Here is a 22,146-nt window from a genome sequence, read left to right as displayed (position 1 = left end):
TTGCTGTGGTTCCTATCTTGCGGTATGCCATGCGTTTAGATATTGATGGCGCCTGTCTCTTTGAAGATACAGTGCTACAGTATATACAGCACGATAAACCGACCCAATAAACAACGAAAACGAGCTGAAAGCCACATTTACGAACATCGTGAACAGTTGCTGGTGATGTGGAGTAAAGCGGTAAACGGTGAAAATCCCGGGAAGTTAGGTGATGTATGTTGAAAGTCATAGATGTTGATTTTATCTCAGACCACACATTAGAGCTGACCTTCAATGACGGTTACCAGGGGCATGCCGACTTGTCGGTATACTTTAAAAAGTTGCCATTCTCCGAAATTAAAGACTTTAAACGCTTTTCATTGACCAGTGACGGCGCTTTAAATTGGAGTGGTAATGAACTGTCAGCTGCGACATTGCGTGATATTACGCAGGGCTCTTATAAGCCGACAGAGTTAAGTTTTGACGTTCAGGAGATGGAAACTGTAATCAAGCAAGCTTCCTGGGAGTCAATGATGGAGGGGCGTCCCGATATCCTGCAAGCCGCTATTCGCGCTTATGTGGAGCAGTTTGGTCATGGACAGGTTATTGCTAAGGCCGGCATAAAAAGTCGCACCAGTGCTTACCGTTCCTTAAAGCCTGAAACCACGCCAAACTTTGGCACTCTCGTACAACTGGGGCATGCGGTCATTGAGCTTGCTAAAGATCGAACGGCGGCAAACAAGAAATCAAATATATAGTAATATCAGATTATGCACGGCGCCGACTCCGGTATGCGTGCGTACCGGAGTCGCAATCTGCGAGATTGGGGTTTGCATTTTTTGTTGCTGTGGTGGCTGTCTTGATGCGAGGAAAGGCTGCTTTGAGCGCTAAACCCGCCCCCGCAAATTACACCTGACTTCGACTCCGGTATGCTTGCCGTACCGGAGTCGCGATCTGGGATGGTGGGGTTGGTATTTTTAGTTAATGTGAAGCCTGGCTTTTGGCATATAAACGCTGCTTTGAGCGAATTGCAGTTGTTCAAAGTTGGCGATCACAAAAAAACGAATGTCGGCTTTGCCTTCTTTGCAGACATTCTATCTTTCGTGAACCCAGCAAATTATCTCTAGTTGTGTGGCGAAATTCAGAGTGCCACTACAGCCGCTACAAAGCTATTCTTTCATCGCGTTGTAGGCTCTGCAATTTTTGTTTATTAGATGATAGTTCGGATTAAAGTCAAATGTTGGCTTCTCATCGACTTTGAAATACCCCGTTATGGGCCAGCCTTTTTGACTCTTATTTAACGAATGAAACATTCCGGTTAACTCCATGTGACATTCACTAACTTGCAATAAATAGCGCTGAACCTCATCGTTTGACTTAACTACAATCCTCTCTTTCCCTCGGCTATAACAAGACTCCATACTTGAACAAAAATAGAATTCCCCTTCGTCTTTCAGTAGGAAACCTCTTAATGAGATTTGTCGGTTATTAATATCCTCACTCAACACGCCCAACTCAGAAAAGCTAGTGAGATTGATGCTGTTTCCTGTATCTGCTTCAACAAAAGTAGATAACAAAACTAACATTGACATTAAGTATTTCATCGGCATTCTCCAATTAGACATGTATTTGCATTATCAAATGTGTCTCTAGTCATAGGCCAACTACTAGCTCTAGCTGAAGGTGCGTTATACAAACTTAAATTTGGTTTTCCATCACTTCCAACTGAGCTGACATATTGCCTGAAATAGCTTTTATCGCTATCTCTATGTTCGCCCCATGATGCAAAATGACTTCCAGATGAATGTGTATGCCAATCTGCTCTATTTTTAATAGAATCATCTATATAATCCATTTTATCTATTCGAATTTTTGATGTACTCAAGTCAACATAATTCGAATGGTAAGAAGTGACTATTTTACCTATTCTAAATCCAGTTTTGTCACCGTAAACTTTAGCAATTATTGCTCCAACTTCTGCGCCATACCTATCCTGCAAATAACCTGCGTTTGCGTTTAACCATTTCGCCGCGTCTATCTCTTTTTCAAATGGCTCCAATTCTTCTCTTAGCGCATTTACCACGGTTAAAGCATCATTAAATTTTTTTCTATTGGATTCTAAAAAATAATTATAGTCATCTGGTCCAAATTTAAAATCCCCAACACTTCCATCTTGTTTGGAAACATCTTGTTTAGAAACATCTTGTTGAGACCCAATCCCTCCTGCATCTGTCTTTGACTCTATAGACTTGGTGTTTTGTACAGCACCGTTATTTGGTCGTTGATAAATAATATCCTGAACAAAACTCCGCCCAGAGCGTTTTTTGGGCTCTGAGCGTTTAGGAGGCTCTGGACATTGCTCTACACACTCCGCGGTATATCCTGTCGGATCTGTCCCCGCCAGAGGATTATTCATTATATAGCTGTACGGATTTAAGCTCTGGCTATTCCCCGGTGCCTGAATGACCGGGTCTACCGAATAAAACCTACCCAGATTACAGTCATAAAAACGACCATTCATATGAATCAGCTGGGCGCCGTCTAAATGCTCATGGTCGGTAAAGCCGCGGCTGGTGAAGGGCGTTGTGCCAACCACACCGGTTAACGTAGCCGGGTTCCATTGCCGGTAGTCGCCTTTACGGGGTTTACCGAAGGGGTCATAACTACGGTGCTCGCTTAACGTATTGGCTTCATTGGTTAAACTCACTACCGAGCCTAAGCGGTCGCGCAGCGTATAGCGTATCGCATCGCTGGCGGTGCTTTGGCCACTTTGCTGGGTTTTGCTGATAATGGCAATATCATCAATAAATAACCGGGTAGTGGTGGTGCTGCCTTTTATCGATACCTCAGCGGTTTTACCAATGTAGTGCAGGGTTTCCGTGCCACTGCTGTTGCTTCGTACCTGTTTATAGCGCTGCAAGTCGGCGCCGAAACTAAAGGTGCTAGTCGGAGTTCTGCTGAAACTTAAAAGCGGACTTTAGTGCCTAAGCAGTAAAATATCGGCTATTGGCACAAAGCAGCCGTTCTTCGCTAAAGCATTAGCTACATAGGAAGGCAATAACTTCCAACCCACTATCGCAGATCGCGACTCCGGTACGCTAGCATACCGGAGTCGGGGTTTGGTGCTTTTTGAGAGAGTGGTTTAGCGTTTGGTACAAAGCTTCTTTTCTTCGCTACAGCTTTGTTTGCACATGAAGGCAAAGGTCTCTCACCCACTATCGCAGATCGCGACTCCGGTACGGCAAGCATACGGGAGTCGGAGTTTGGTGCTTTTAGGGAGAGCGGTTTAGCGTTTGGCACAAAGCTTCTTTTCTTCGCTAAAGCTTTGTTTGCACATGAGGGCAAAGGTTTCTCACCCACTATCGCAGGTTGCGACTCCGGTACGGCAAGCATACCGGAGTCGGGGTGCGAGGCAGCATCAGGTTATGACTTTTGTTCGGCAAGTGCGCTTGCGTCGGGTGGTGCTAGCAGCGGCACCGGCGTAAGTGGCATCGCCTGCATCTGTTGCTGGCGCAGGCCTTTTAGTTGTTGGCAGATCAGTTGTTGATAGGGGGTAAAAGCCGGGTGCATAGCCATGGCTGCTAGACCGGGTTGGAATTTTAACTGCTTGTTATCCAGCATTGCCGGGCTGGCAGCATGTTGAAATTGGCTTAGCTCGGGTAAGAGCATACTGCTACAACCTAAACTGATGGCGATGCTTAACCCTGCTAAATCGGCATCGCCAAAATAGACATAGGGTTTACCGGTTTGCTGCCAGGCATCACAGAGAGCAGCACAGCCGCTGCTGTATTGTGTATCGCCACGATAAATGATCAGCGGCTGCGGGTACGGCATCGTGAACGTAAAACGCTCCAATTTATAGAAGCAATCCAGGTTTTCGACCACTAATAAGGCGTCATAGGCGCTGAGCAGTATTTGCTGCCAGTCGAGATCGCTAAACTGCAGTGCTGGCAAGCCTTGAGCGTAAAACGGGGTGTTAAGCCTGATTAATACTCTATGCTGGCGCGGGCTGGCGCCGGCGCCTTTTAGCTCTTGCTGGCTGTGTAAGCTTTGCTCCAGTCGATCCTGGCTGCTTAAAGGCTGGCGGAAACAGGCTTGCCCTAACGCTTGCTGGGCCTCTGCAATGTGCTCTAACAGCGCCCGGTTAAATGGCACTGTCGGTAAGCGCGCACTGTGTGCCGGTAGTAATTGCTGTTCAATACACCAGGCAATCACCTGAGCGGCGATCTTAGTGTCGGCTTTGATGGTAGCGCTGCCGTCGCGTTGCAGGCGCTGCTCCAGCTTTAACAGCCAGTTTAGTGCCTGTAACCCCAATGCATCATGCATTAACATAACCTTGCAAGGTTATATTTATATCTTGTATGAGCATTAATTCATTGTAGTAGTTTGCCTTCACTTCTTCATTAGCAAGAGCAAACATCTGCTTTTCATCGACCGGTAACGCCTGATACTCGGCCAGGATCTGATAGAGCCAGATCTCGCTGTCCCAGGGCAGTTGTTGCTCTGTCAGATATTCCAGCGCACTTAAACTACCGCCGCGGTCGATCACCCGCAAATAGAAGTTTTCGACATCGGTTTTTAGTGCCAACTGGCGGGCTGCGATTTCTTCATCCTGCAGCAGCTCACTAAAGCTGGCGCTTGGCGTATCAGACAGCGTTACCGCAACCTGCCGTGGCAGGGCGCGTACCAGTTCGGCCAGTATTTGCCGTTCACTGGCTTTATCCAGCGCGATAGCGGCCTGTGGCCGGATGGCGCAGGCCTGGTTAAACAGGTCCGGTAGCTCGCTGCGGTTGGGATAATCGGCCGGCTGATACTTTGGATGCTGGCGTAAAAACGCCACCATATTGCTAATCAGTAAGGATCGCGATTGTTGTTGGCGGAACTTGGCCAGCAGCTCGACCAGGCGTTTTTGCACTTCCAGCAAGCTACTATGATGCGAGCTCAACTGGCTTTGCAGCTGGCTGACCAGCAGCTTGCGCAGATGGTTATTACCTTCCGACAGTTCAATCAGTTCGGTAAAGTCGAGCAGATCCAGGCCATCGAGCAAGCGGCGCAGTTGTTTTTGTGCGCGCTCGTTTTCGCGAATTTTATCGTCCAGACTGCTGACAAAACCAAAGTCGCTGTTGAGCCGGTGCCACAGGCTGTCGATCGCCTCTTCAAACTGGCCGCTTAAGTCATGCACATGCTCAGTTAACCGCTGCAGCTGTAACTCGGCCACTGCATAGTCGCCTTTGTACTGCGCATCGCGGTAAGCCTGCACCCGGTTGCGGATTTGCTCCAGTTTTTCGGCCACGTCGGCGTTGATCTGGCGGCGGTTTTCATCGGCCACCATACTGGCGATCAGCTCGCTGACTAAAGGCCGCAGTGCCAGCGGTTGCTGTTCGTCTGGCCGCCACAAAATACGGGCGGCAATCAGCTTTTTCAGTGCCCCTTCGCTAAAGGCCGTTTCATCGACATAACCATCCAGATAACCCTGCATCAGTTGCTTGTGGTACTTGCCGAGTAAAGCCAGCCGCTCAGCACCGGTATTAAACAGGTTGGAGGCGATGCCCGGTGTCAGATCCAGCGGCGCCATCAGAGTAATGCCTCCTGCTGCGGGGTGTCTTCTACCGGCAGATGTTCTTCATCGCGGATAAAGCGAATCACATCAATCAGATAATCAATTTTACCGGTAACGATATAGTACTGGCGGTCGGCATGCGGCTGCAGCAGATAGCCATGTTCTTTTAAACGACGGAAAATCAGCTTCACCTGACTATCCAGTTGCTCGCTCTGGCTATTAAAAAAGCGGTCGCTGGCCAGTGTATTCAGGCGTTGGCGCAGGCTCTGGTTATCTTCGGTACGTAGCACAAACTCCTGCAGCTTGATGGTATCGCCAGCGGTCAGGGCGCTATCCCGGCCCAGGGTTTCCTGTACCAGTTGCAACCATTCCAGCAGCGGCAGCAGTGACTGCACCGTTTGCGCAAATTGCTGACTCAGCTGCTCGCGTGCCTCTTTGCTCAGCTCGTAGTAGCCAAGAAAATACACGCTCTGGTCATCATTACTGACCAGCCGGCGGTTAAGCGGCCGCAGGTAATGATTGATGTCCTGCTGGGTTTGCTCCAAACTTAAATGCCGGTAGGCATCTTCATCGGTAATGCGGCAGATAAAATCGCCTGCCAGCAGGCGTTCCAGTAAGGGTCCGTGTTGCAGCATCAGTTGGCCTCCTGCTGTTTACTGGCTAAGCGCTCGGCTAAGCGGCTGATTTTGGGTTGAATACGTTTCAGGCGGCGCAGGCTGCTATTCTGCTGGTCCGGCTCAATTAAATAGCGGTGCTGGAATAACATTAACACATCGGATTCCGGGTTCGGGAAGGCGCCGACTATCACGATCTGATTGCTGCTACAGGCCTTAAACAGTTTCTCGACGTTGTGATAGGCCAGGGTACCGATTTCATCAATCGGCCAGTGGATGGTGACCTTAGCTGCACCGCGTAATAAGCGGGTAAAGGCCAGCAGGTACTTACACAGAATCAGATAAGCCATACCATGGCTGGAGGATTCCAGTAGCTGACGGTCGTTTTTAATCACCAGCTCGGAGCCGCCTTCGCTTAAATGCAGCTCAAGGCGTAACAGCGATTCTATACTGTACTGCTCATCGGCGCGCAGCAGCTCTACCACATCGGCCAGCGCATTCAGATACTGCTCCGACGGTAAGGCTTTACCGGAGGCGCCCCAGTCATCATACAGCTTGGCAAAGTGCTTCAGCGGCTGCCAGAAACCCAGCTCGTCGATGGTCGATAAAATCCGTACTTCAGATTTGCTGATCCCTTCCAGTACCAGATCGTCGGCCACGGCTTCGCTTAAGCGGCGGCTTTGCAGTGCAATGCGGCGGTTAATATCACTAAAGACGGTAAAGAATTTTTTCAGATCGCCGCCGATATTCTCGCCCATTTCCAGCAGCTGTTGCTGGGCATCTTTGAGAATTTGCAGCAGGTTTTGCAAAATCGGCAGCTGGTCGCGTTCTTTCGCATAGTCGGGCAGCTTACGTTTTTCATGCTCCAGCCGGTCGAGGAACTCCGGGCCGGCGTCTTTACTAAGCATGCCCTCAAACTGCGCCAATGCTTGTTTCAGCAGGCTTTCCAGTTTGTTACGTTGCTCCAGTGCTTCATTAGCCCGGGCCAAACGTTCAATGATATCTGCACTCGGGTTCGCCGCGGCCGGGCTAATACTGGCCAGCTGCAGTTCCTGCAACTTGTAGAGCACGGGCTTTAACTGCGCCAGTAAGTGCTCGGCTTGCTGCATCTGCTCCTGCACGCTGCGCTTTTGTTCTTCCAGCTGTTTGCTGCTCGCGCTGTATTCGGTTTTTAACTGCTCCAGCGCCTGCTTGCTGCTACGCAGCTGTTGCTTTAAGCCGGTTTCCTGTTCCAGTAGCTGTGGCCGCAGTTTCTGCCAGTCCAGCGCCATAAAGCTTTGCCAGGCGGTTAGTTCATCCTGACGGATCTCAACGGCTTTGATCTCGCTGCGTAGCTGATCCTGTTTCTGTTTTAGCTCGGTCAGGCGACGCGGGTCGATGCCTTTCGCCGACAGTTCTTCATTAAAGGCTTGCTGCAGCTCTTTAATTTGTTGTTGGTTATCATCGCGCTTGCGTTCAAGTTGCCGTTCCAGCTCGTCGATCTGCTCGTCAAACACCTGTAGCTCAGCCTGCCAGTCGGCTTTCAGCTCCATGCGCTGGCTGTGATGATCGTCTTTTAGCGCCTGCAGATCCTGCTGCTGTTGCTGCTTAGTTTTTTCCAGCAGCTGCTGCTGGGCAGACAGCTCGGCTTTAACTTTTGCCTGACGCTGGGTCACCAGCTCACGCTGCTGTGCCTGCAGGCGGTTACGGGCATCTCGGGCGTACTCGATATTCTGCTCGTACTGGGTAAACTGCCACTCTGCCTGCTCGACCTGGGCCCGCAATAGCTCAGCTTGCTCAAAGCGCTCTTTTAACAGCTTTTCGGCCTGCTGTTTCTGGCTTTGCAGTTGTTGCACCTGCTGCTCGGCAGCCTGAATACGGTGGCGGATCGCGGTCTCATCCTGGGCATAATCCGGGGTATCAATGGCAGTCAGCTCCAGCGTCAGGCCATAGAGGTTGTCGCTAAGCTCGTTCAGATGCGGCTGTAAATCCTGCCGGTCCAGCAGGCGCTCGTCCAGCACCTTACCGAGTTTTTGCTCCCAGCCATTGTAGTGCAGGCGCAGGAAATGCCGCAGACTGCCTTGCTCCGGGCTTAGCTGGCGGTGTAGTTGCTGTAGCTGTTGCTCAGCACTGTGCAGCGCTTTGCGGCCTTGCTCCAGTTGTTGATCGGCCTGTTCGCGTGCTTCGCGGGCTTTCTGATACTGTTGCTGTAATTGCTGCAGTTGCCGGGCCTGCTGCTGTGCCTGTTGCTGCGCTTGCTCCAGCCGCAGCTCGGCAACGCGCTGCGCTTCCAGCTCCTCTTCGGTTAAAGCCGGGCTGCTAAGCTGGCTTTGTAATACGGCGATCTGGCTGCTTAGCTGGGTTAGCTGGTCGGCATATTGCTGCTGGGCCTCTTGCAGGCGGCCCTGGAAGCCTTGCTCCAGTGTCGCCAGCTTGTGTTCCTGCTGCTCGCGGGTCTGATCTTTTTGTTGTTGTAAGGTGCGCGCCTTGGCGCGGTGTTGCTCACTTAGGCGGTTAAAGGCTTCGGCAAGTTTGGCTTTGCGTTGCTCCAGCTGGCGCTCTAAATCGCCATGCTGTTCCACCATCAGTTGATACTGCTCGGCCAGCTCCTGCAGGGTTTCACGCCACAGAGGCAAGGCATCGGTATCCCGCTGCAGTTTTGGCATATCCTTGCTGTCGTAGTCGTCATAGCGCTGCTGCAATTGGTCCAGCCGGGCGCTGGTTTCATGTAAACCGGCTTCAGCCTGGGCCAGCTTGCTGCTCAGCTCCAGCTGCTGGGCGCTATAAACGTCCTTGGCGGTTTGCAGCTGCCCCCGCAGCAGATGCAGTTGCTGTTCAGCATCGGCTTTACGTTGTTTTTGCTGCTGCTCATCGTCCTGCAACAGCGGTAGCAGCGCCGCTAACAAGGCTTCGCTGCCATCGAGTTGTTGCGCCAGTTGCTTCAGCCGCTCAAAATCCTGCTGCAGCCGGTCCAATCGCATTGACTGCCGCATCTGTTGGATCCATTCCCGCGCCTTGGTGTTTTTAACCTTGGTGGTGGGCAGGGTGACGCCGTCTTCTTCAAAGATCGCCGCCAGCATCGCTTTCAGCGTATCCATTTTGCCTTCTTTGGCATGCACGGCGCTGACCAGCTTTTCGATATGCCGCAGTTTATGGCCACTGGCAACCAGGCTGTAACTGCTGGCCAGGCGGCGCAGTTTCAGGCTATCGGCATTGTTGCCGCGCAGCGCGGCGGCATCGTTCTGAATAATGCTGCGATACTCGCTGGTGGCACTGATTTTTGGTGACACCTGTACATCCGGGCGGGCGCGCATTGCCGCTGCCCAGTCACTGTAGCTCATACCTTTGGCGCCTTCGCTGCTGTGCTGCAGATAAAAGTCGCTCTGATAGGGCGCGCCGACAAAGCGGTAATCGACACCGCCGTCGCTTTTCCGGGTTAGCACTACCTGGCAAATTTCGCCGCCTTCGCGCCGGTATTCATAGATCAGATAGCTGTTGGTATAAGGCAGGTAAAATTCATCGAATTTTTTGCGGGTTTTTGGCACCACCCGGTTCGGCTGTTCACCGTAAAATACCGGTACCAGCCGCTGCAAGGTGGTTTTACCCGAGGCGTTGGTACCGCAAATATTAGTATGCTGATCCAGTTGTAATTCCACCACACCCGGCAGGTGAGTATGGATCAGCACAATACGAAGTAATTGAGACATAGCGCATCCTATCGGCGGCGCAGAATCGCAGCGCCGCTATCTTCTGATTTTGGCGGTTATTATCCATGGAATAGCGGGAATTGCCAGTTCAAATACAGCCGCCAGTGCCAGGGGGAATACCTGCCACCCAGCGGCAAAAACAACCGGCAAAGGTTAACACGCCCTAATATTAATTAGAGTCTGCTGGCTTCGCCGTGACTGAGCTTGTGTTATCAGGTTGCTCAGGTCTTTGGCTTAGCCGGCGCCAGCACCATTCCAATGGACCTTGCTGATAATAACGCAGATAAAGTTGGCTAAAGCCCAGTTGTAACAGCAGCATCAGCAGAGCGATAGTCGTTAGCTGCAGTCTATCCAGGGTGGCAAACCATTCCGGCCGCAGCACGCGGAACAACAGTACCATCAATACGGTTTGGCTGATGTAGAGTGTCAGTGCCAGCTTGCCGCAAGGTGCCAGCCAGCGTTGTGGCCACTGCGAAGCGCGTTGCTGGATCAACCAACTGGCGAAGGCTAAAGCCATCATCACCTCGGCCAGATAGGCCCAGGGCAAAATAGAATTTAAGCTGAACAGATAATCTGTAGCCTGATCAAGCCAAACAATACTCAGGCTAAGCAACAGGCTACCAAAAAAGAGTTTAAAGGTCATACCCATACTGTAGCCGGTGTTAAACCACTGGCTTTTATAGAGCGCCATGCCCAGTAGCATCAAAGCTGCAGTATGCCAGAGTGCTGAAAATGCAAACAGCAGCGCGACCAACAGGCTATGTGTCAGATTGGCAACAACTTGCGGCCAGTAGGGCCCAGTCCAGAGTGCGATTTGTTGTGCGAAGGTTTCGGTATCAGCTAAGTCTGGTGCGATTCCGCTGCTATCAAGCAGGATCATGATGGACAGCACCAACGGCAGGATTAAGCCGATCAAAAAAAAGCGTATCGCTTTACGCCACAGTTGAGCGCTATCAAGCGTGAAATAATTGCGCTTTAAGATCATTAAGCCCGTTAAGGCATACCAGAGCAGAATATCACCAAACCAAAGGAACCAGCCATGCAGTGCACCGAGCAGTGCCAGCCAATAGAGGCGGCGACGTAAGTAATCAGTACCATATTTTTCTGCGATCAGTAACAAACTGACGCCAAACAGCACGCTAAAGAGAGTGATAAAGCGGCCTTTAATAAATAGCGTTTGCAGGTTGTAAAGCCAGATATCGAGGCTACCGGCTGTTATCCCCGGTAAACGCAGACTGTGGCTATAGTCTGGCGGCAAGGCGAACGCATAGATATTGATTAGGATCAGCGCCAGTACGGCCAGGCCGCGGATCTGATCCAATTGTTGCAGTCGTTGCATAAGGTTACCTCCCTGGCAAATAAATCTTCCGTGTTAAAACAACATAAATTTTACAAGATGCCAGCTCTCTGAGCATGCTCAGGCTGTCGGTTCAGTTAGCGAGACGGCGCCGGCGCAGAGCTCTTGCAGCTGCAACTTAAAACTTGCCAGGTCGGCGGCAGCCAGACTGACGGATAATGCAACACCCTGTTGATACTGGACATCCAGTAAGGTGGCATCAAACTGCGCCAATAACTGACGGATCCGGGCTTCTAAAGCAAAGTCTGCAGCGATCCGCAGCAGACTTTGCGGACTTACTAAGGTTAACCGAGCCTGTTGTGCTGCCTGCGATACCGCTGCGGAATAAGCGCGGACCAGGCCGCCGGCGCCGAGCTTAATACCACCAAAATAGCGTACCACCACCGCCAGACAATTTCCCAGTTCGCGCTCGGTTAGTACATGCAGCATCGGTTTGCCTGCTGTACCACTGGGTTCGCCATCATCACTAAAGGCCTGAGTCTGTGGCTGGCGGGTATTGCCAATAATGTAGGCCCAACAGACATGGGCCGCGTCTTTGTAGTGTTCGCGGTAGTGCTGCAGCCAGTGCAGCGCCTGTTCACGATCGCTTACCGGTTGCAGGAAGGTAATAAACTCGCTGTTTTTCTCCAGCAACCGGTGTTCAACGGCGGCAGCCAGAATACTGTATTGGCTCATTGCAGGCCTGCGTTATCTGAAACCAGGTCGCTATTATAGGTCGAAAAAAACCGGCAGTCAGGCTGCCGGTCATGTTAAAGCGTGTTGGCGGATTAATCGGCCTGCAGATACTGCAGCGCCTGTTCCAAGATTTCATCACGCCCGGCTTTGATACCGGCTACCGTCGGCGTGACGAAAACATCGGGCACTATGCCAACCCGTTGTGTAGGTGTTTTATCCGGATAAAATACCCCAATACCAGACAATGAAGTCCAATAACCACCAGGCAAGGTGATACGCGAGACATTGCCATCCGCGCCGGCTGTAGTGCTACCAAACACTTTCGCTTTGGGCGCGCCACGAAATGCCATAGTGGTATATTCGGCCATACTTTGTGTTTGTTCGTTGATAAGGATAGCGATCTTACCTTTGTAATAGTTTGGGTTTACTTGACCTACGATAGTTGGTTCGCTCCAATTAAATTGCCCGGGGTTGTCTGGTTGCATTCTGGTAAAGCTAACAAAGCGATAAGGTAGTGGATAGAGATACTGACCCAAACTAAATACTACAAACTCAGAGGGGTAATTACGAATATCAATAATCAGTCCTTTGGTATTAGCTAAACTCCGCATCATTTCGTCAAGATTCACTCTCGCTATCCTGTCCAAGCGGATATAACCGATTTCTGGCGTAATGCGATGATAAGCGCTGTTACCATGCTCATAATAATAATTCTGTCGCTCAATGGTGTTTAACGGTAACGCGGGTAGCTGCAGAGTTAGTGGCTGATTGTCACGCATGATCCGAACTTCTGATTTTGAGTCATTGGTGCGAAGTAATAACCTCGCCAGATCCCGCATTCTTGTCGGCTCATTGGATGCAGCCAGTAGTGGTCGTAAATACTCCATGCGTTCAGTAATAGTCTTGTTATCAATATGTGTGATCACATCGCCAACACGAATAGGTAAATTCTCCTGATACACTTTAAATACAACAGCGTGTTGTTCTATAAAGCGTATATCTGCAGGCACGTTATTGAGGCCAATAAACTGCCGTAATAAGGTGAGATCTCTAGTATTGAACTGACTATGAGTATCATGGATGGCATAGATTACTTTGGCTAATGCTAATTGATAGTCCAGCTCTGATTTCGCCGATACAATTGCCGGAATCGCATCCAGTAATACTTGTTCCCATGGCTGTTCTGTTAGGTCGCGGTAAGGTGAGTAATAGTGAATGATATTCCACAGTCTGAACAGGGAGAGTAAACGAAAGCCTGAATCCTGATAGCTAATATCAGTGTACGGCTTTTCGTTGAATACGGGATTGGCAACTCTGGGGGCAGGTTTTACCCAATAATGCGGTATAGGAAGCTCTGTGGCATAGATGCGAGCCAACTGTTGGTTTAATTCTGCTGATAAATTCCAGCCTAACCAGAACTCTGCCGGATGCACTAGTGCAGCCTCGCTACTCTCCTTACATTTATCGCAGGGGGTTAACTCACCGAGCTGATTAATCCAGGTAATAAGTTTTTTGTCTCTTTCCGTGTCAGATACGGTAAGTAGTTGCGGAATTAACCGGAATAACTCCGCATCCATACTAATATTGCCCTTCGCAGACTCAGGGTGATAATACTTTACAAAGCCCCATACCTTAGCTAATACCGCCAGATGTTGCTGTTGTGCAGTAGATAGTTGGCTAATTCTGATGCCAGAATCTTGCTCGAATTCGTGTGGTTCTGAAGCGATAAAAGTGGGTTTTGGCGCCTCTTCCAGCGGTTTATCATCCAGTGTCAGCTTTAAATCTGCGAAGTAGGCCGTACCGGTGCCGGCTAGCAGTGTACCAAATGTCAGCATATCGACATCTGGCGGTACCTCCATAGAGAGTTCAATTTGTTGCCACGCCTTAGTGCCCTTCAACATGTTTTCAGCCATATTGTCGAAAGCTGCCAAGTTACTGCCACTGTCCAGCCTGACCCAAAGTGCGGCACCGCCATCGGCACTGACCTGTTCTGTTTTGAGCCAGCCAGTTAACTTGAGCGTTTTTCCGATAAAGTCAAAAGGGATAACCTGTGCAGCATAAGCAAAACTATCTGATGAAGTCTCAGTTCGACTTAAACGCAGGCTTTGACCTGACGATGTTGGGTGCTCCCTAGTGATAACCTCTGGTTCATTGCCTTGGATATTCCAACCGATCGGCATTTGCTCGGCAACTTGTGAGAAATCGAGATTAACGGGGGTAGTTTGTGCAGCCAGGTTCACTGACCAGAATAACAAAAAACTGATAAATCCTTTCATTAGGTATCCTTATGAACAAAGTGGCTGAGCGCATCTGAGTGATCTTGCTGTACCACCATAAAATAACTATTGAGCTATTGCAATATTGTTTTATGTGTGAATTTATTGTGTATTTCGTGCGCTGTAATTGATAGTTAGTCCGTCATCGCGGCATCGATAACTGGGGCAGTTTAGTTAGTGGTTAGCTTTTGCGGATCCAACAAGTTGGCCAACTCCTCCCGATCGATCCCGGTTTGCTCGGTGGCAACATCCAGAATAGGCCGCTGTTGTTGATAGGCTTGCTTGGCAATACGCGCTGCCTGTTCATAGCCGATGCGGCTGTTAAGTGCAGTAACCAGGATCGGGTTTTGCGCCAGACTGGCCGCAATATGTGGCTCGTTGACGGTAAAGCCGGCGATGGCCTGTTTAGCCAGTGCGTCACAACTGCCGCTGAGTAAAGCTATGGCCTGCAGTAAGTTATCGGCCACCAGCGGCAACATCACGTTAAGTTCAAAGTTGCCGGATTGCGCAGCGATGCTAATCGCCGTATCACAGCCAAATACCTGAGCACAGGCCATAGCAACGGCTTCCGGAATAACCGGGTTCACTTTGCCGGGCATAATTGACGAGCCTGGCTGCAACGCCGGCAGGCTGATTTCCGCTAAACCCGCTAAGGGGCCGGAATTCATCCAGCGTAGGTCGTTGGCGATCTTTAGTAAGGCGGCGGCCAGTGTTTTCAGGCAACCCGATAACGCCAGGGCGCCGTCCTGCGAGCTGAGGTTAAAGAAAAAATCCGGGCTGACGCTCAGCCTCAGACCGGTTTGCTTACTGAGCTGTTGGGCGAACCTCGCCGCAAACCCGGGGTGAGCGTTAATGCCGGTTCCTACCGCGGTGCCGCCCTGCGCCAGTTGGCTTAATAGCGGTATCTGCTGCTGTAGTTGTTGTGTGGCATGTTGCAACTGACTGTGCCAGCCACCCAGTACCTGCGCGAAGGTCACGGGCATCGCATCCATTAAATGGGTGCGACCGGTTTTAACAATATGGCCAACAGTGGCAGATTTTTCACTGATCGCCTGCTGCAAGCCCTGAATCGCCGGTAGTAACTGCTGTTGTAACGCCAGCAAGCTGCTGAGCTGGATCGCGGTTGGTATCGTATCGTTACTGCTTTGCCCCAGATTTACCTGATCATTAGGGTGAATTTTGGCGCCGCTGAGCTCACTGGCCAAGGTCGCCAGCACCTCATTGACATTCATATTGCTGCTGGTACCCGAGCCGGTCTGCAGCACCGGCACCGGAAATTGACTTAAATCGGTGTTGTTGAGGAGTTGCTCAGCCGCCTGACTAATTGCTTTAGCCTGCGCTGCAGTCAGTAAACCCAGTTCGGCATTGGTAAGGGCCGCGGCTTTTTTAATCTGTAGTAAGGCTTTGATAAAACCCACGGGCATTGGCTTGCGGCTAATCTGAAAGTTTTGCACCGCGCGCTGGGTTTGCGCCTGATACAACGCCTCTGCCGGTACCTGCAGTTCTCCCATTGAGTCGCGTTCTAACCGAAATGCCATTTTCTACCTCCGCTCAGGGTTCATTTAACTCCTGGTGGTGTTTGCCAAAAACCGGAATAGTAATATGCCATTTAATGGCGGCTAAGCGCAGTAATAACAAGCCCAGCATACCCGCCAACATCGCATACAGCTGTGGTACTGCCAATGCCAGTAACGAGGTGTAGATAATGCCGCCGAAAATACAGGTAAAGGCATAAAGTTCGCCGCGAAACACCATCGGCACCTCCCGGCACAGCACATCGCGGATCATGCCGCCACAGACGCCACTCATGGTGCCGAGCATAATAGCCACCATGCTGGAGGTACCATGATCCAGCGCCTTCTGGGTACCCATAATCACAAAGAACGCCAAACCAAAGGCATCGGCAATTTGTAAGGTGTTATTGGGAATGGTCAGCCGGTTACGTACCAGCAGGATAGTGCCGATAGCGGCAACAAAGATGGCATAAAAATAGGTATTGTTATTAATCCAGATCACCGGCACATCCAGGATCAGGTCGCGCAGGGTACCGCCGCCAATCGCCGTAACACTGGCCAGTACAATCACGCCAAAGCCATCCATATGATTGCGCCAGGCCGCTAAGGTACCGGAAATCGCAAACACGGCGATGCCCAATAAATCAAACCATAAAAAATATTCCGGCATTTTGCGATTCCCTGGCGAACTTAGCACAATTGACACAGTCTGCTTTAAGCAGCACCTTGTTGCTTAAAATAACACTGTCAAAACTTTATTGCGATGCCAGGCCTGTGCTAGGCTGCGCAATTTTCCGGAATAGTTTTCGAAGCCTATGAAAAAAACGCTGTTATTCTCGGTTGGAGCCCTGCTACTGGCGGCAGGCAGCTATTTTTATGTGAATTATCAGGCCGAAAAACTGATTGCCAGCCAAATTGATGTGTTAAATACCTCCTACGCTGAAATGGCGAAACAGGGGCTGATGCCGGCGGTAGAGCTGAAATACAGTGGCATTCGCGCCAATTTCTGGCGGGACCATTACCGCTTATTTGGCTTGCAGCTGAAAGTGGCTGGTGTCGGCGCGGTGGCCGAAGTGGGGCGCCTAAGTTTACGTGGTTTTAAACCGGGGCAGCTCTCCGAGCAAGGCCAACTGCGGGTGCAGGAATTACGGCTGACCGATCTGGTGCAACTGATGTTACCGCCAGAGGCGGCGCAATTACTGGCCGAGTCGCCGTTATGGCTCGACTACCGCTATCAGTATCTGCCAGCACAAGACCAATTGCTGTTGCAGCAACAACTGCAAATTGAGCAAAGCCTGCAACTGGATATTCAGTTACAGCTGGGTGGCGTGCAGGCGTTATGGCAGCTCGGAAATGAACTGGCAGCCATGGATGTACCGGCACAGCAAGAGTTTAGCCAGAGTGAGGCCTACAAAAGCCGTTTGCAGCAGGCCTTTGCCAGTTTAACCCTGCAAAGTGGTGAATTTACGCTGGAAAATAATGGTTACCTGCAAAAGCTACAGCCGGTACTGGCCAGTCAGCCGGCTACCGCACAGCTGGCTGCGATTAAACCGCAGTTGGAGCTGTATGTGCAAAGTACTGAGTTGGTCACTGAGCGCATTCGCGAGAATTTGCTGCTATTTATCAGTAACCCGCAGCGGGTAAAACTGAGCTTTAATTTGCAGCGGCCGCTGACCTGGCAGCAGCTGCAAAGCGGTGAGCTGGCAGAGGAGTTGACCACCCCCGAACAGTGGGTGGCCTTTACCGGTTTACTGGTCGAAGCCAACTAATGCTGGCTTCGCTGCGACACGGCTAACGCTAACCCAGCCAGGGCAAGTTAGCCCGTCGCTGCGCTTCAAAGGCGGCGATCTGTGGATTTAACTGCTCGCTGGAGCCGATAAAATCCAGCCCGGAGAGTAAACGCTGTTTAATATCCGGGTCGATATTAAAGCCCATCGCCGCATTATTGCCGAACAGGATCTCCTGGCTTGCCAGATCGATCTGCCACTGCTGCGGCCCCTGGGCACAGCGGTTAAACAACAGCTCGATATTGGTTTTGCTTAAAGTAATTAATAACATGCCGTTATTTACGCTGTTATTGAAGAAAATATCGGCAAAACTTTCGGCAATAATCACATTAAAGCCATACTGCTGCAGCGCCCAGGGCGCATGCTCGCGGCTGGAACCACAGCCAAAGTTGGCGCGGGTTAATAAAATTGACGCGCCCTGATATTGCGGATAATTCAGCACAAACTCCGGGTTAGCGGCGCCATCAGCCAGATAACGCCAGTCATAAAACAGCGCTTCAGCAAAGCCATCGCGGCTCACCGAGGTTAAAAACTGCTTGGGAATAATCTGGTCGGTATCAACGTTATTTTTATCCAGCGGACACACCAGGCCTTGTTTAAAAATCTGGCTCATTGGGCGGCTCCTTCTAAACGGGCGACATTAACAAACTTACCGGCGATAGCGGCTGCGGCAGCCATGGCCGGGCTAACTAAGTGCGTACGGGCACCACGGCCCTGACGGCCTTCAAAGTTACGGTTACTGGTGGAAGCGCAGCGCTGACCGGCGGCGACTTGATCGTCATTCATACCCAGACACATTGAGCAGCCCGGTTCCCGCCATTCAAAGCCCGCTTGTTTAAAGATCTCGGCCAGACCTTCCTGCTCTGCCTGACGCTTGACCACGCCAGAGCCAGGTACGACCAAGGCCCGCACGCCGGGCGCGACCTTGCGATCCCGCACGACGCTGGCGGCGGCACGTAAGTCTTCAATCCGGCTATTGGTGCAGCTGCCGATAAAGACCACATCAACGGCACAGTCGGTCAGTTTCTGGCCGGCGCTTAAGCCCATATACTGCAGGGCGCGTTCGGCGGCCTGACGCTTGGTGTCGTCGCTAAAGCTTGCCGGTGCCGGGATCGGCTCATCAACGGCAATCACCTGCTCAGGGTTAGTGCCCCAGGTAATTTGCGGGCTGATGCTGCTGGCATCCAGGCTGATAGTTTTATCAAATACGGCATCAGCATCGGAATGCAGGCTCTGCCAATAGCTAACGGCTGCGTCCCAATGCTCAGCCTGTGGTGCATGGGCTTTGCCTTTTAAATAGGCAAAGGTAGTGTCATCCGGCGCAATTAAACCGGCTTTGGCGCCCATTTCAATACTCATATTGCACAGTGTCATGCGGCCTTCCATACTCATACCGCGAATGGCGCTACCGCAAAACTCGGCGACATAGCCATTACCGCCAGCCGTACCTAATTTGCCAATGACCGCCAGGATCACATCTTTGGGCGTAACATGCTCTGGCAGGTCACCACTAATTTCTACCTTTAAGGTTTTCGCCTGCTGCTGTGGCAGGGTTTGGGTGGCCAGCACGTGCTCAACTTCCGAGGTGCCGATACCAAAGGCCAGAGCGCCGAAAGCACCATGCGTCGAGGTATGCGAATCACCACAGACAATAATCATCCCCGGCTGGGTTAAGCCTTGCTCCGGGCCAATCACGTGCACTATGCCCTGATCAGGGTGGGTCAGATCCAGCAGGGGAATACGGTGCTCATCACAGTTGGCGGCCAGGGCTTCTAATTGCTTGCGCGAGGTTTCACCGGCTGCATCCAGGCTGCGGCGCTGCGTAGAAACGTTATGGTCCATGGTAGCAAAGGTCAGATCCGGGCGGCGCACCGCGCGGCCAGCCAGTTTTAAGCCGGAGAACGCCTGCGGTGACGTCACTTCATGAATTAAATGCCGGTCGACAAATAATAAGTCGGTGCTGGCGTTTAATTTGCCAACCACATGGCTGTGGTAAATTTTCTGATACAGGGTCTGGCCCATCAGTGTGTCTCCTGCTGTAAGGTGGCGACAATGGCCGCGCCAACGGCGGCGGTGCCATAAGTAGATTTCGGGTCGATATCACGGGTGACGATATGCTGCTCTAAACACTGCTGCACCGCGCGCTCAATTGCCTGCGCTGCGGCTTCTTCGCCAAAGCTGTAACGCAGCATCAGAGCGGCACTTAATATTTGCGCGATAGGGTTGGCGATACCCTGGCCGGCGATATCCGGCGCACTGCCACCGGCGGGTTCGTACAAGCCAAAGCCGCTGCCATTTAAACTGGCTGATGGTAACAAGCCTAAAGAGCCAGCAATGGCGGCAATTTCATCGGATAAAATATCGCCGAACAGGTTATCGCACAGCATCACGTCGAACTGCTGTGGACTGCGGATCAGCTGCATCGCTGCATTGTCGATATACATATGCTCGAGCGTGACATCCGGGTAGTTTTTGGCCACCTGTTCTACCGTTTCGCGCCATAAAATACTGGTTTGCAGCACATTGGCTTTATCAATAGAGGTGACTTTTTTGCCGCGCTTTTGTGCCGCCTGAAAGGCTACTTCGGCAATGCGGGTCACTTCTGCCACGCTGTAGCGCTGGGTATCAAAGGCAGTGTCGCCGCTGCGACCCTTTTCGCCAAAATAAATACCGCCGGTGAGTTCGCGGATACACAGCACATCCATGCCTTTGCTGCTGACCCTAGGATGCAGTGGCGATAAATCGGCAAAGGCCGGATAGATTTGCCCCGGACGCATATTGCAGAATAAGTCGAAGGTTTTACGCAGTGGCAGCAAAGAGCCACGCTCAGGTTGCATATCGGGTGCCAGGCCAGTCCACTTTGGACCGCCGACTGAGCCAAATAAAATGGCATCGCTGGCTTTACACAGCGCCAGCGTGTCCGGCGGCAGTGGTACGCCGGTGGCATCCAGGGCGGCGCCGCCAACCAGCGCTTCGGTTAACGTTAATTGGAACTGAAATTTATCCGCCACCACCTGCAGTACCTTAATCGCCTCGGCCATGACCTCCGGGCCGATACCATCGCCGGGTAATACCGCGATCTTGTAATGCTTACTCATATCTCACCTGCTGCTTGTTTAATTTGGGATTCGTTCGCTTTGGCCTGTTTATGGGCATCGATGGTTTGGGCACGTTGGATCATATTCAGCACATGCACATAGGCCAGCACTGAGGCGCGGACGATATCGGTGGCCAAACCGGCACCGTGGAAGCGTCGCCCTTCATGTTCGGCAATAATATCGACCTGACCCAGGGCGTCTTCGCCGCTGCCTTTCGCCGACAGGTTAAAATCGACCATCCGGATCTGTAATTTGCTAATGCGCTGTACCGCCTGAAACGCGGCTTCGACCGGGCCATTGCCGGTGGCGGCTTCGGTAAAGATCTTGCCGCCGCAACTTAAGCCTACTGTGGCGCTGGCGACATGGCCGGTATGGGTCGAGGAGCTTAAAAACTCCAGCTTGTAGAACTCGTCCTGCTCCTGCAGGTTCTGGAAGAACACCAGGGCTTCTAAATCGTAATCAAACACCCGGCCTTTCTGATCGGCCAGTGCGACAAAGCTGCTGTACACCGCTTCCAGATCGTAGTCGTCTTTGGTGTAACCCAGCTCAGCTAAGCGGTGCTGAATAACATGACGGCCCGAGCGTGATGTCAGGTTTAATTCGTTCTGGCGGATGCCGACCTGTTCAGGCGAGATAATTTCATAGGTGCTTTGCGCTTTTAACACGCCATCCTGGTGAATGCCTGAGCTGTGGGCAAAGGCATTTTCGCCAACGATGGCTTTGTTGGGCTGGATTGGCATATTGCAGATCTGGCTGACCAGATGGCTGCTGCGGTAAATCTCGGTGGTTTTAATGTCGGTATACAGCGGCGCTAAAATATCCTTGCGGGTATTGATAATCATCGCCACTTCTTCCAGCGAGCAGTTACCGGCCCGCTCACCAATACCATTGACGGTGCATTCAATCTGCCGCGCGCCGGCCTGAATGGCGCTGATACTGTTCGCCACCGCCAGCCCCAGGTCATTATGACAATGCACACTTAAGCGCGCTTTATCAATATTCGGCACCTTGTTACGCAGCGTGCTGATAATAGCCGCATATTCGTTGGGGATGGTGTAACCCACGGTATCCGGAATATTAATGGTGGTGGCGCCGGCAGCAATGGCGCGCTCGACTATCCAGCATAAATCATCAATCGGGGTGCGGCCGGCATCTTCGCAGGAGAACTCAATATCATCGGTATAGCGGCTGGCCAGTTTAATGGCGGCGACCGCCTGATCTGAGGCTTCGGCCAGGGTTTTGCGCAGCTTGTACTGCAAATGCAACGGGGAGGTGGCAATAAAGGTATGAATACGGCGGCGTTCAGCATCTTTTAGCGCGGCGCCACAGGCTTCAATATCGGCTGCCACTGCCCGCGCCAGGCCGCAAATGATCGGGCCTTTTACTTCGCGCGCGATACGCTGTACCGAATCAAAATCACCGGGGCTTGACACCGGGAAGCCCACTTCCATCACATCGACATTTAAGCGGGCAATGGCATGCGCCAGCTGGATTTTTTGCTTCTGGCTTAAACTGGCACGCAGTGCCTGCTCGCCATCGCGCAGGGTGGTATCGAAGATCCAGATTTTGTTATCAGCACTCATTACGCAATCCTATGTTA

Annotated in this window: 17 protein-coding genes; 2 read left to right on the top strand and 15 right to left on the bottom strand. The window is 51.5% G+C overall.

The annotated features are described in order from the left end of the window. Positions 1–215: 215 nt before the first annotated feature. Complete coding sequence (gene dhiA / locus AGRI_RS09925; RefSeq protein ID WP_008984809.1) at positions 216–737, top strand: type II toxin-antitoxin system antitoxin DhiA; 522 nt, start codon at positions 216–218, stop codon at positions 735–737. 411 nt (positions 738–1,148) lie between these two features. Here dhiA and AGRI_RS09920 read toward each other — a convergent pair whose 3' ends face one another. The 11 genes from AGRI_RS09920 to AGRI_RS09870 form a co-directional block, all read right to left on the bottom strand. Continuing rightward, entirely contained in the window at positions 1,149–1,583 is a 435-nt protein-coding gene (locus AGRI_RS09920; RefSeq protein ID WP_008984808.1) for a hypothetical protein, read from the bottom strand. Beyond that, complete coding sequence (locus AGRI_RS09915; protein WP_008984807.1) at positions 1,580–2,899, bottom strand: RHS repeat domain-containing protein; 1,320 nt, start codon at positions 2,897–2,899, stop codon at positions 1,580–1,582. The genes AGRI_RS09920 and AGRI_RS09915 overlap by 4 nt, the downstream gene beginning before the upstream one ends. 503 nt (positions 2,900–3,402) lie before the next feature. Next, positions 3,403–4,305 carry a DUF7281 domain-containing protein gene (locus AGRI_RS09910; protein WP_008984806.1) on the bottom strand — a complete coding sequence of 301 codons (903 nt, stop codon included), beginning with the start codon at positions 4,303–4,305 and terminating at the stop codon, positions 3,403–3,405. After that, on the bottom strand, positions 4,298–5,554 hold the full coding sequence (locus AGRI_RS09905) for a hypothetical protein (RefSeq protein WP_008984805.1): 1,257 nt from the start codon (positions 5,552–5,554) through the stop codon (positions 4,298–4,300). Before AGRI_RS09905 ends, AGRI_RS09910 begins: the two co-directional genes overlap by 8 nt. Beyond that, positions 5,554–6,174 (bottom strand): condensin complex protein MksE, encoded by a 621-nt coding sequence (locus AGRI_RS09900; protein WP_008950362.1) that lies wholly within the window; start codon positions 6,172–6,174, stop codon positions 5,554–5,556. The genes AGRI_RS09905 and AGRI_RS09900 overlap by 1 nt, the downstream gene beginning before the upstream one ends. Continuing rightward, positions 6,174–9,839: an ATP-binding protein gene (locus AGRI_RS09895; RefSeq protein ID WP_008984804.1), complete on the bottom strand. Its 3,666-nt coding sequence runs from the start codon at positions 9,837–9,839 to the stop codon at positions 6,174–6,176. The genes AGRI_RS09900 and AGRI_RS09895 overlap by 1 nt, the downstream gene beginning before the upstream one ends. 169 nt (positions 9,840–10,008) lie before the next feature. Continuing rightward, positions 10,009–11,178, bottom strand: coding sequence for a DUF418 domain-containing protein (locus AGRI_RS09890; protein WP_008984803.1), 1,170 nt, complete (start codon positions 11,176–11,178; stop codon positions 10,009–10,011). Positions 11,179–11,256: 78 nt separating this feature from the next. Then, positions 11,257–11,871 (bottom strand): YigZ family protein, encoded by a 615-nt coding sequence (locus AGRI_RS09885; RefSeq protein ID WP_008984802.1) that lies wholly within the window; start codon positions 11,869–11,871, stop codon positions 11,257–11,259. Positions 11,872–11,963: 92 nt separating this feature from the next. Then, the gene (locus AGRI_RS09880; RefSeq protein WP_008984801.1) at positions 11,964–14,147 is read right to left on the bottom strand and encodes a S41 family peptidase; all 2,184 of its coding nucleotides are present in this window, start codon (positions 14,145–14,147) and stop codon (positions 11,964–11,966) included. Between the two features lie 170 nt (positions 14,148–14,317). Then, complete coding sequence (locus tag AGRI_RS09875) at positions 14,318–15,685, bottom strand: class II fumarate hydratase (RefSeq protein ID WP_008984800.1); 1,368 nt, start codon at positions 15,683–15,685, stop codon at positions 14,318–14,320. Positions 15,686–15,698: 13 nt separating this feature from the next. After that, positions 15,699–16,331: a trimeric intracellular cation channel family protein gene (locus AGRI_RS09870; protein WP_008984799.1), complete on the bottom strand. Its 633-nt coding sequence runs from the start codon at positions 16,329–16,331 to the stop codon at positions 15,699–15,701. Positions 16,332–16,476: 145 nt separating this feature from the next. On the opposite strand from AGRI_RS09870, the gene AGRI_RS09865 reads away from it, so the two are divergent. Next, on the top strand, positions 16,477–17,430 hold the full coding sequence (locus AGRI_RS09865; protein WP_008984798.1) for a hypothetical protein: 954 nt from the start codon (positions 16,477–16,479) through the stop codon (positions 17,428–17,430). A gap of 28 nt (positions 17,431–17,458) precedes the next feature. Here AGRI_RS09865 and leuD read toward each other — a convergent pair whose 3' ends face one another. From leuD to leuA, 4 genes are read right to left on the bottom strand one after another with little or no spacing between them, the layout of a single operon-like run. Next, a complete protein-coding gene (leuD, locus tag AGRI_RS09860; RefSeq protein ID WP_008984797.1) occupies positions 17,459–18,061 on the bottom strand; it encodes a 3-isopropylmalate dehydratase small subunit in 603 nt (200 codons plus the stop codon). Continuing rightward, the gene (leuC, locus tag AGRI_RS09855; protein WP_008984796.1) at positions 18,058–19,470 is read right to left on the bottom strand and encodes a 3-isopropylmalate dehydratase large subunit; all 1,413 of its coding nucleotides are present in this window, start codon (positions 19,468–19,470) and stop codon (positions 18,058–18,060) included. Before leuC ends, leuD begins: the two co-directional genes overlap by 4 nt. Then, positions 19,470–20,546, bottom strand: a complete 1,077-nt coding sequence (gene leuB, locus AGRI_RS09850) for a 3-isopropylmalate dehydrogenase (protein WP_008606576.1) — start codon at positions 20,544–20,546, stop codon at positions 19,470–19,472. The genes leuC and leuB overlap by 1 nt, the downstream gene beginning before the upstream one ends. After that, on the bottom strand, positions 20,543–22,129 hold the full coding sequence (leuA, locus tag AGRI_RS09845; protein ID WP_008984795.1) for a 2-isopropylmalate synthase: 1,587 nt from the start codon (positions 22,127–22,129) through the stop codon (positions 20,543–20,545). Before leuA ends, leuB begins: the two co-directional genes overlap by 4 nt. Positions 22,130–22,146 lie beyond the last annotated feature (17 nt).

This window comes from Alishewanella agri BL06 (assembly GCF_000272005.1).
Taxonomy (GTDB): Bacteria; Pseudomonadota; Gammaproteobacteria; order Enterobacterales; family Alteromonadaceae; genus Alishewanella; species Alishewanella agri.
The sequence above is the reverse complement of the archived record's forward strand: the minus strand, read 5'-3'. Positions and strand labels throughout refer to the sequence as shown.

Coding starts and splice junctions, on each gene's coding strand:
- AGRI_RS09870 (WP_008984799.1), bottom strand. CDS start 16,331: ATGCCGGAATATTTTTTATGGTTTGATTTATTGGGCATCGCCGTGTTT.
- leuA (WP_008984795.1), bottom strand. CDS start 22,129: ATGAGTGCTGATAACAAAATCTGGATCTTCGATACCACCCTGCGCGAT.
- leuD (WP_008984797.1), bottom strand. CDS start 18,061: ATGAGCCAGATTTTTAAACAAGGCCTGGTGTGTCCGCTGGATAAAAAT.
- leuC (WP_008984796.1), bottom strand. CDS start 19,470: ATGGGCCAGACCCTGTATCAGAAAATTTACCACAGCCATGTGGTTGGC.
- AGRI_RS09895 (WP_008984804.1), bottom strand. CDS start 9,839: ATGTCTCAATTACTTCGTATTGTGCTGATCCATACTCACCTGCCGGGT.
- AGRI_RS09920 (WP_008984808.1), bottom strand. CDS start 1,583: ATGAAATACTTAATGTCAATGTTAGTTTTGTTATCTACTTTTGTTGAA.
- AGRI_RS09880 (WP_008984801.1), bottom strand. CDS start 14,147: ATGAAAGGATTTATCAGTTTTTTGTTATTCTGGTCAGTGAACCTGGCT.
- leuB (WP_008606576.1), bottom strand. CDS start 20,546: ATGAGTAAGCATTACAAGATCGCGGTATTACCCGGCGATGGTATCGGC.
- AGRI_RS09900 (WP_008950362.1), bottom strand. CDS start 6,174: ATGCTGCAACACGGACCCTTACTGGAACGCCTGCTGGCAGGCGATTTT.
- AGRI_RS09890 (WP_008984803.1), bottom strand. CDS start 11,178: ATGCAACGACTGCAACAATTGGATCAGATCCGCGGCCTGGCCGTACTG.
- AGRI_RS09875 (WP_008984800.1), bottom strand. CDS start 15,685: ATGGCATTTCGGTTAGAACGCGACTCAATGGGAGAACTGCAGGTACCG.
- dhiA (WP_008984809.1), top strand. CDS start 216: ATGTTGAAAGTCATAGATGTTGATTTTATCTCAGACCACACATTAGAG.
- AGRI_RS09905 (WP_008984805.1), bottom strand. CDS start 5,554: ATGGCGCCGCTGGATCTGACACCGGGCATCGCCTCCAACCTGTTTAAT.
- AGRI_RS09910 (WP_008984806.1), bottom strand. CDS start 4,305: ATGCATGATGCATTGGGGTTACAGGCACTAAACTGGCTGTTAAAGCTG.
- AGRI_RS09885 (WP_008984802.1), bottom strand. CDS start 11,871: ATGAGCCAATACAGTATTCTGGCTGCCGCCGTTGAACACCGGTTGCTG.
- AGRI_RS09865 (WP_008984798.1), top strand. CDS start 16,477: ATGAAAAAAACGCTGTTATTCTCGGTTGGAGCCCTGCTACTGGCGGCA.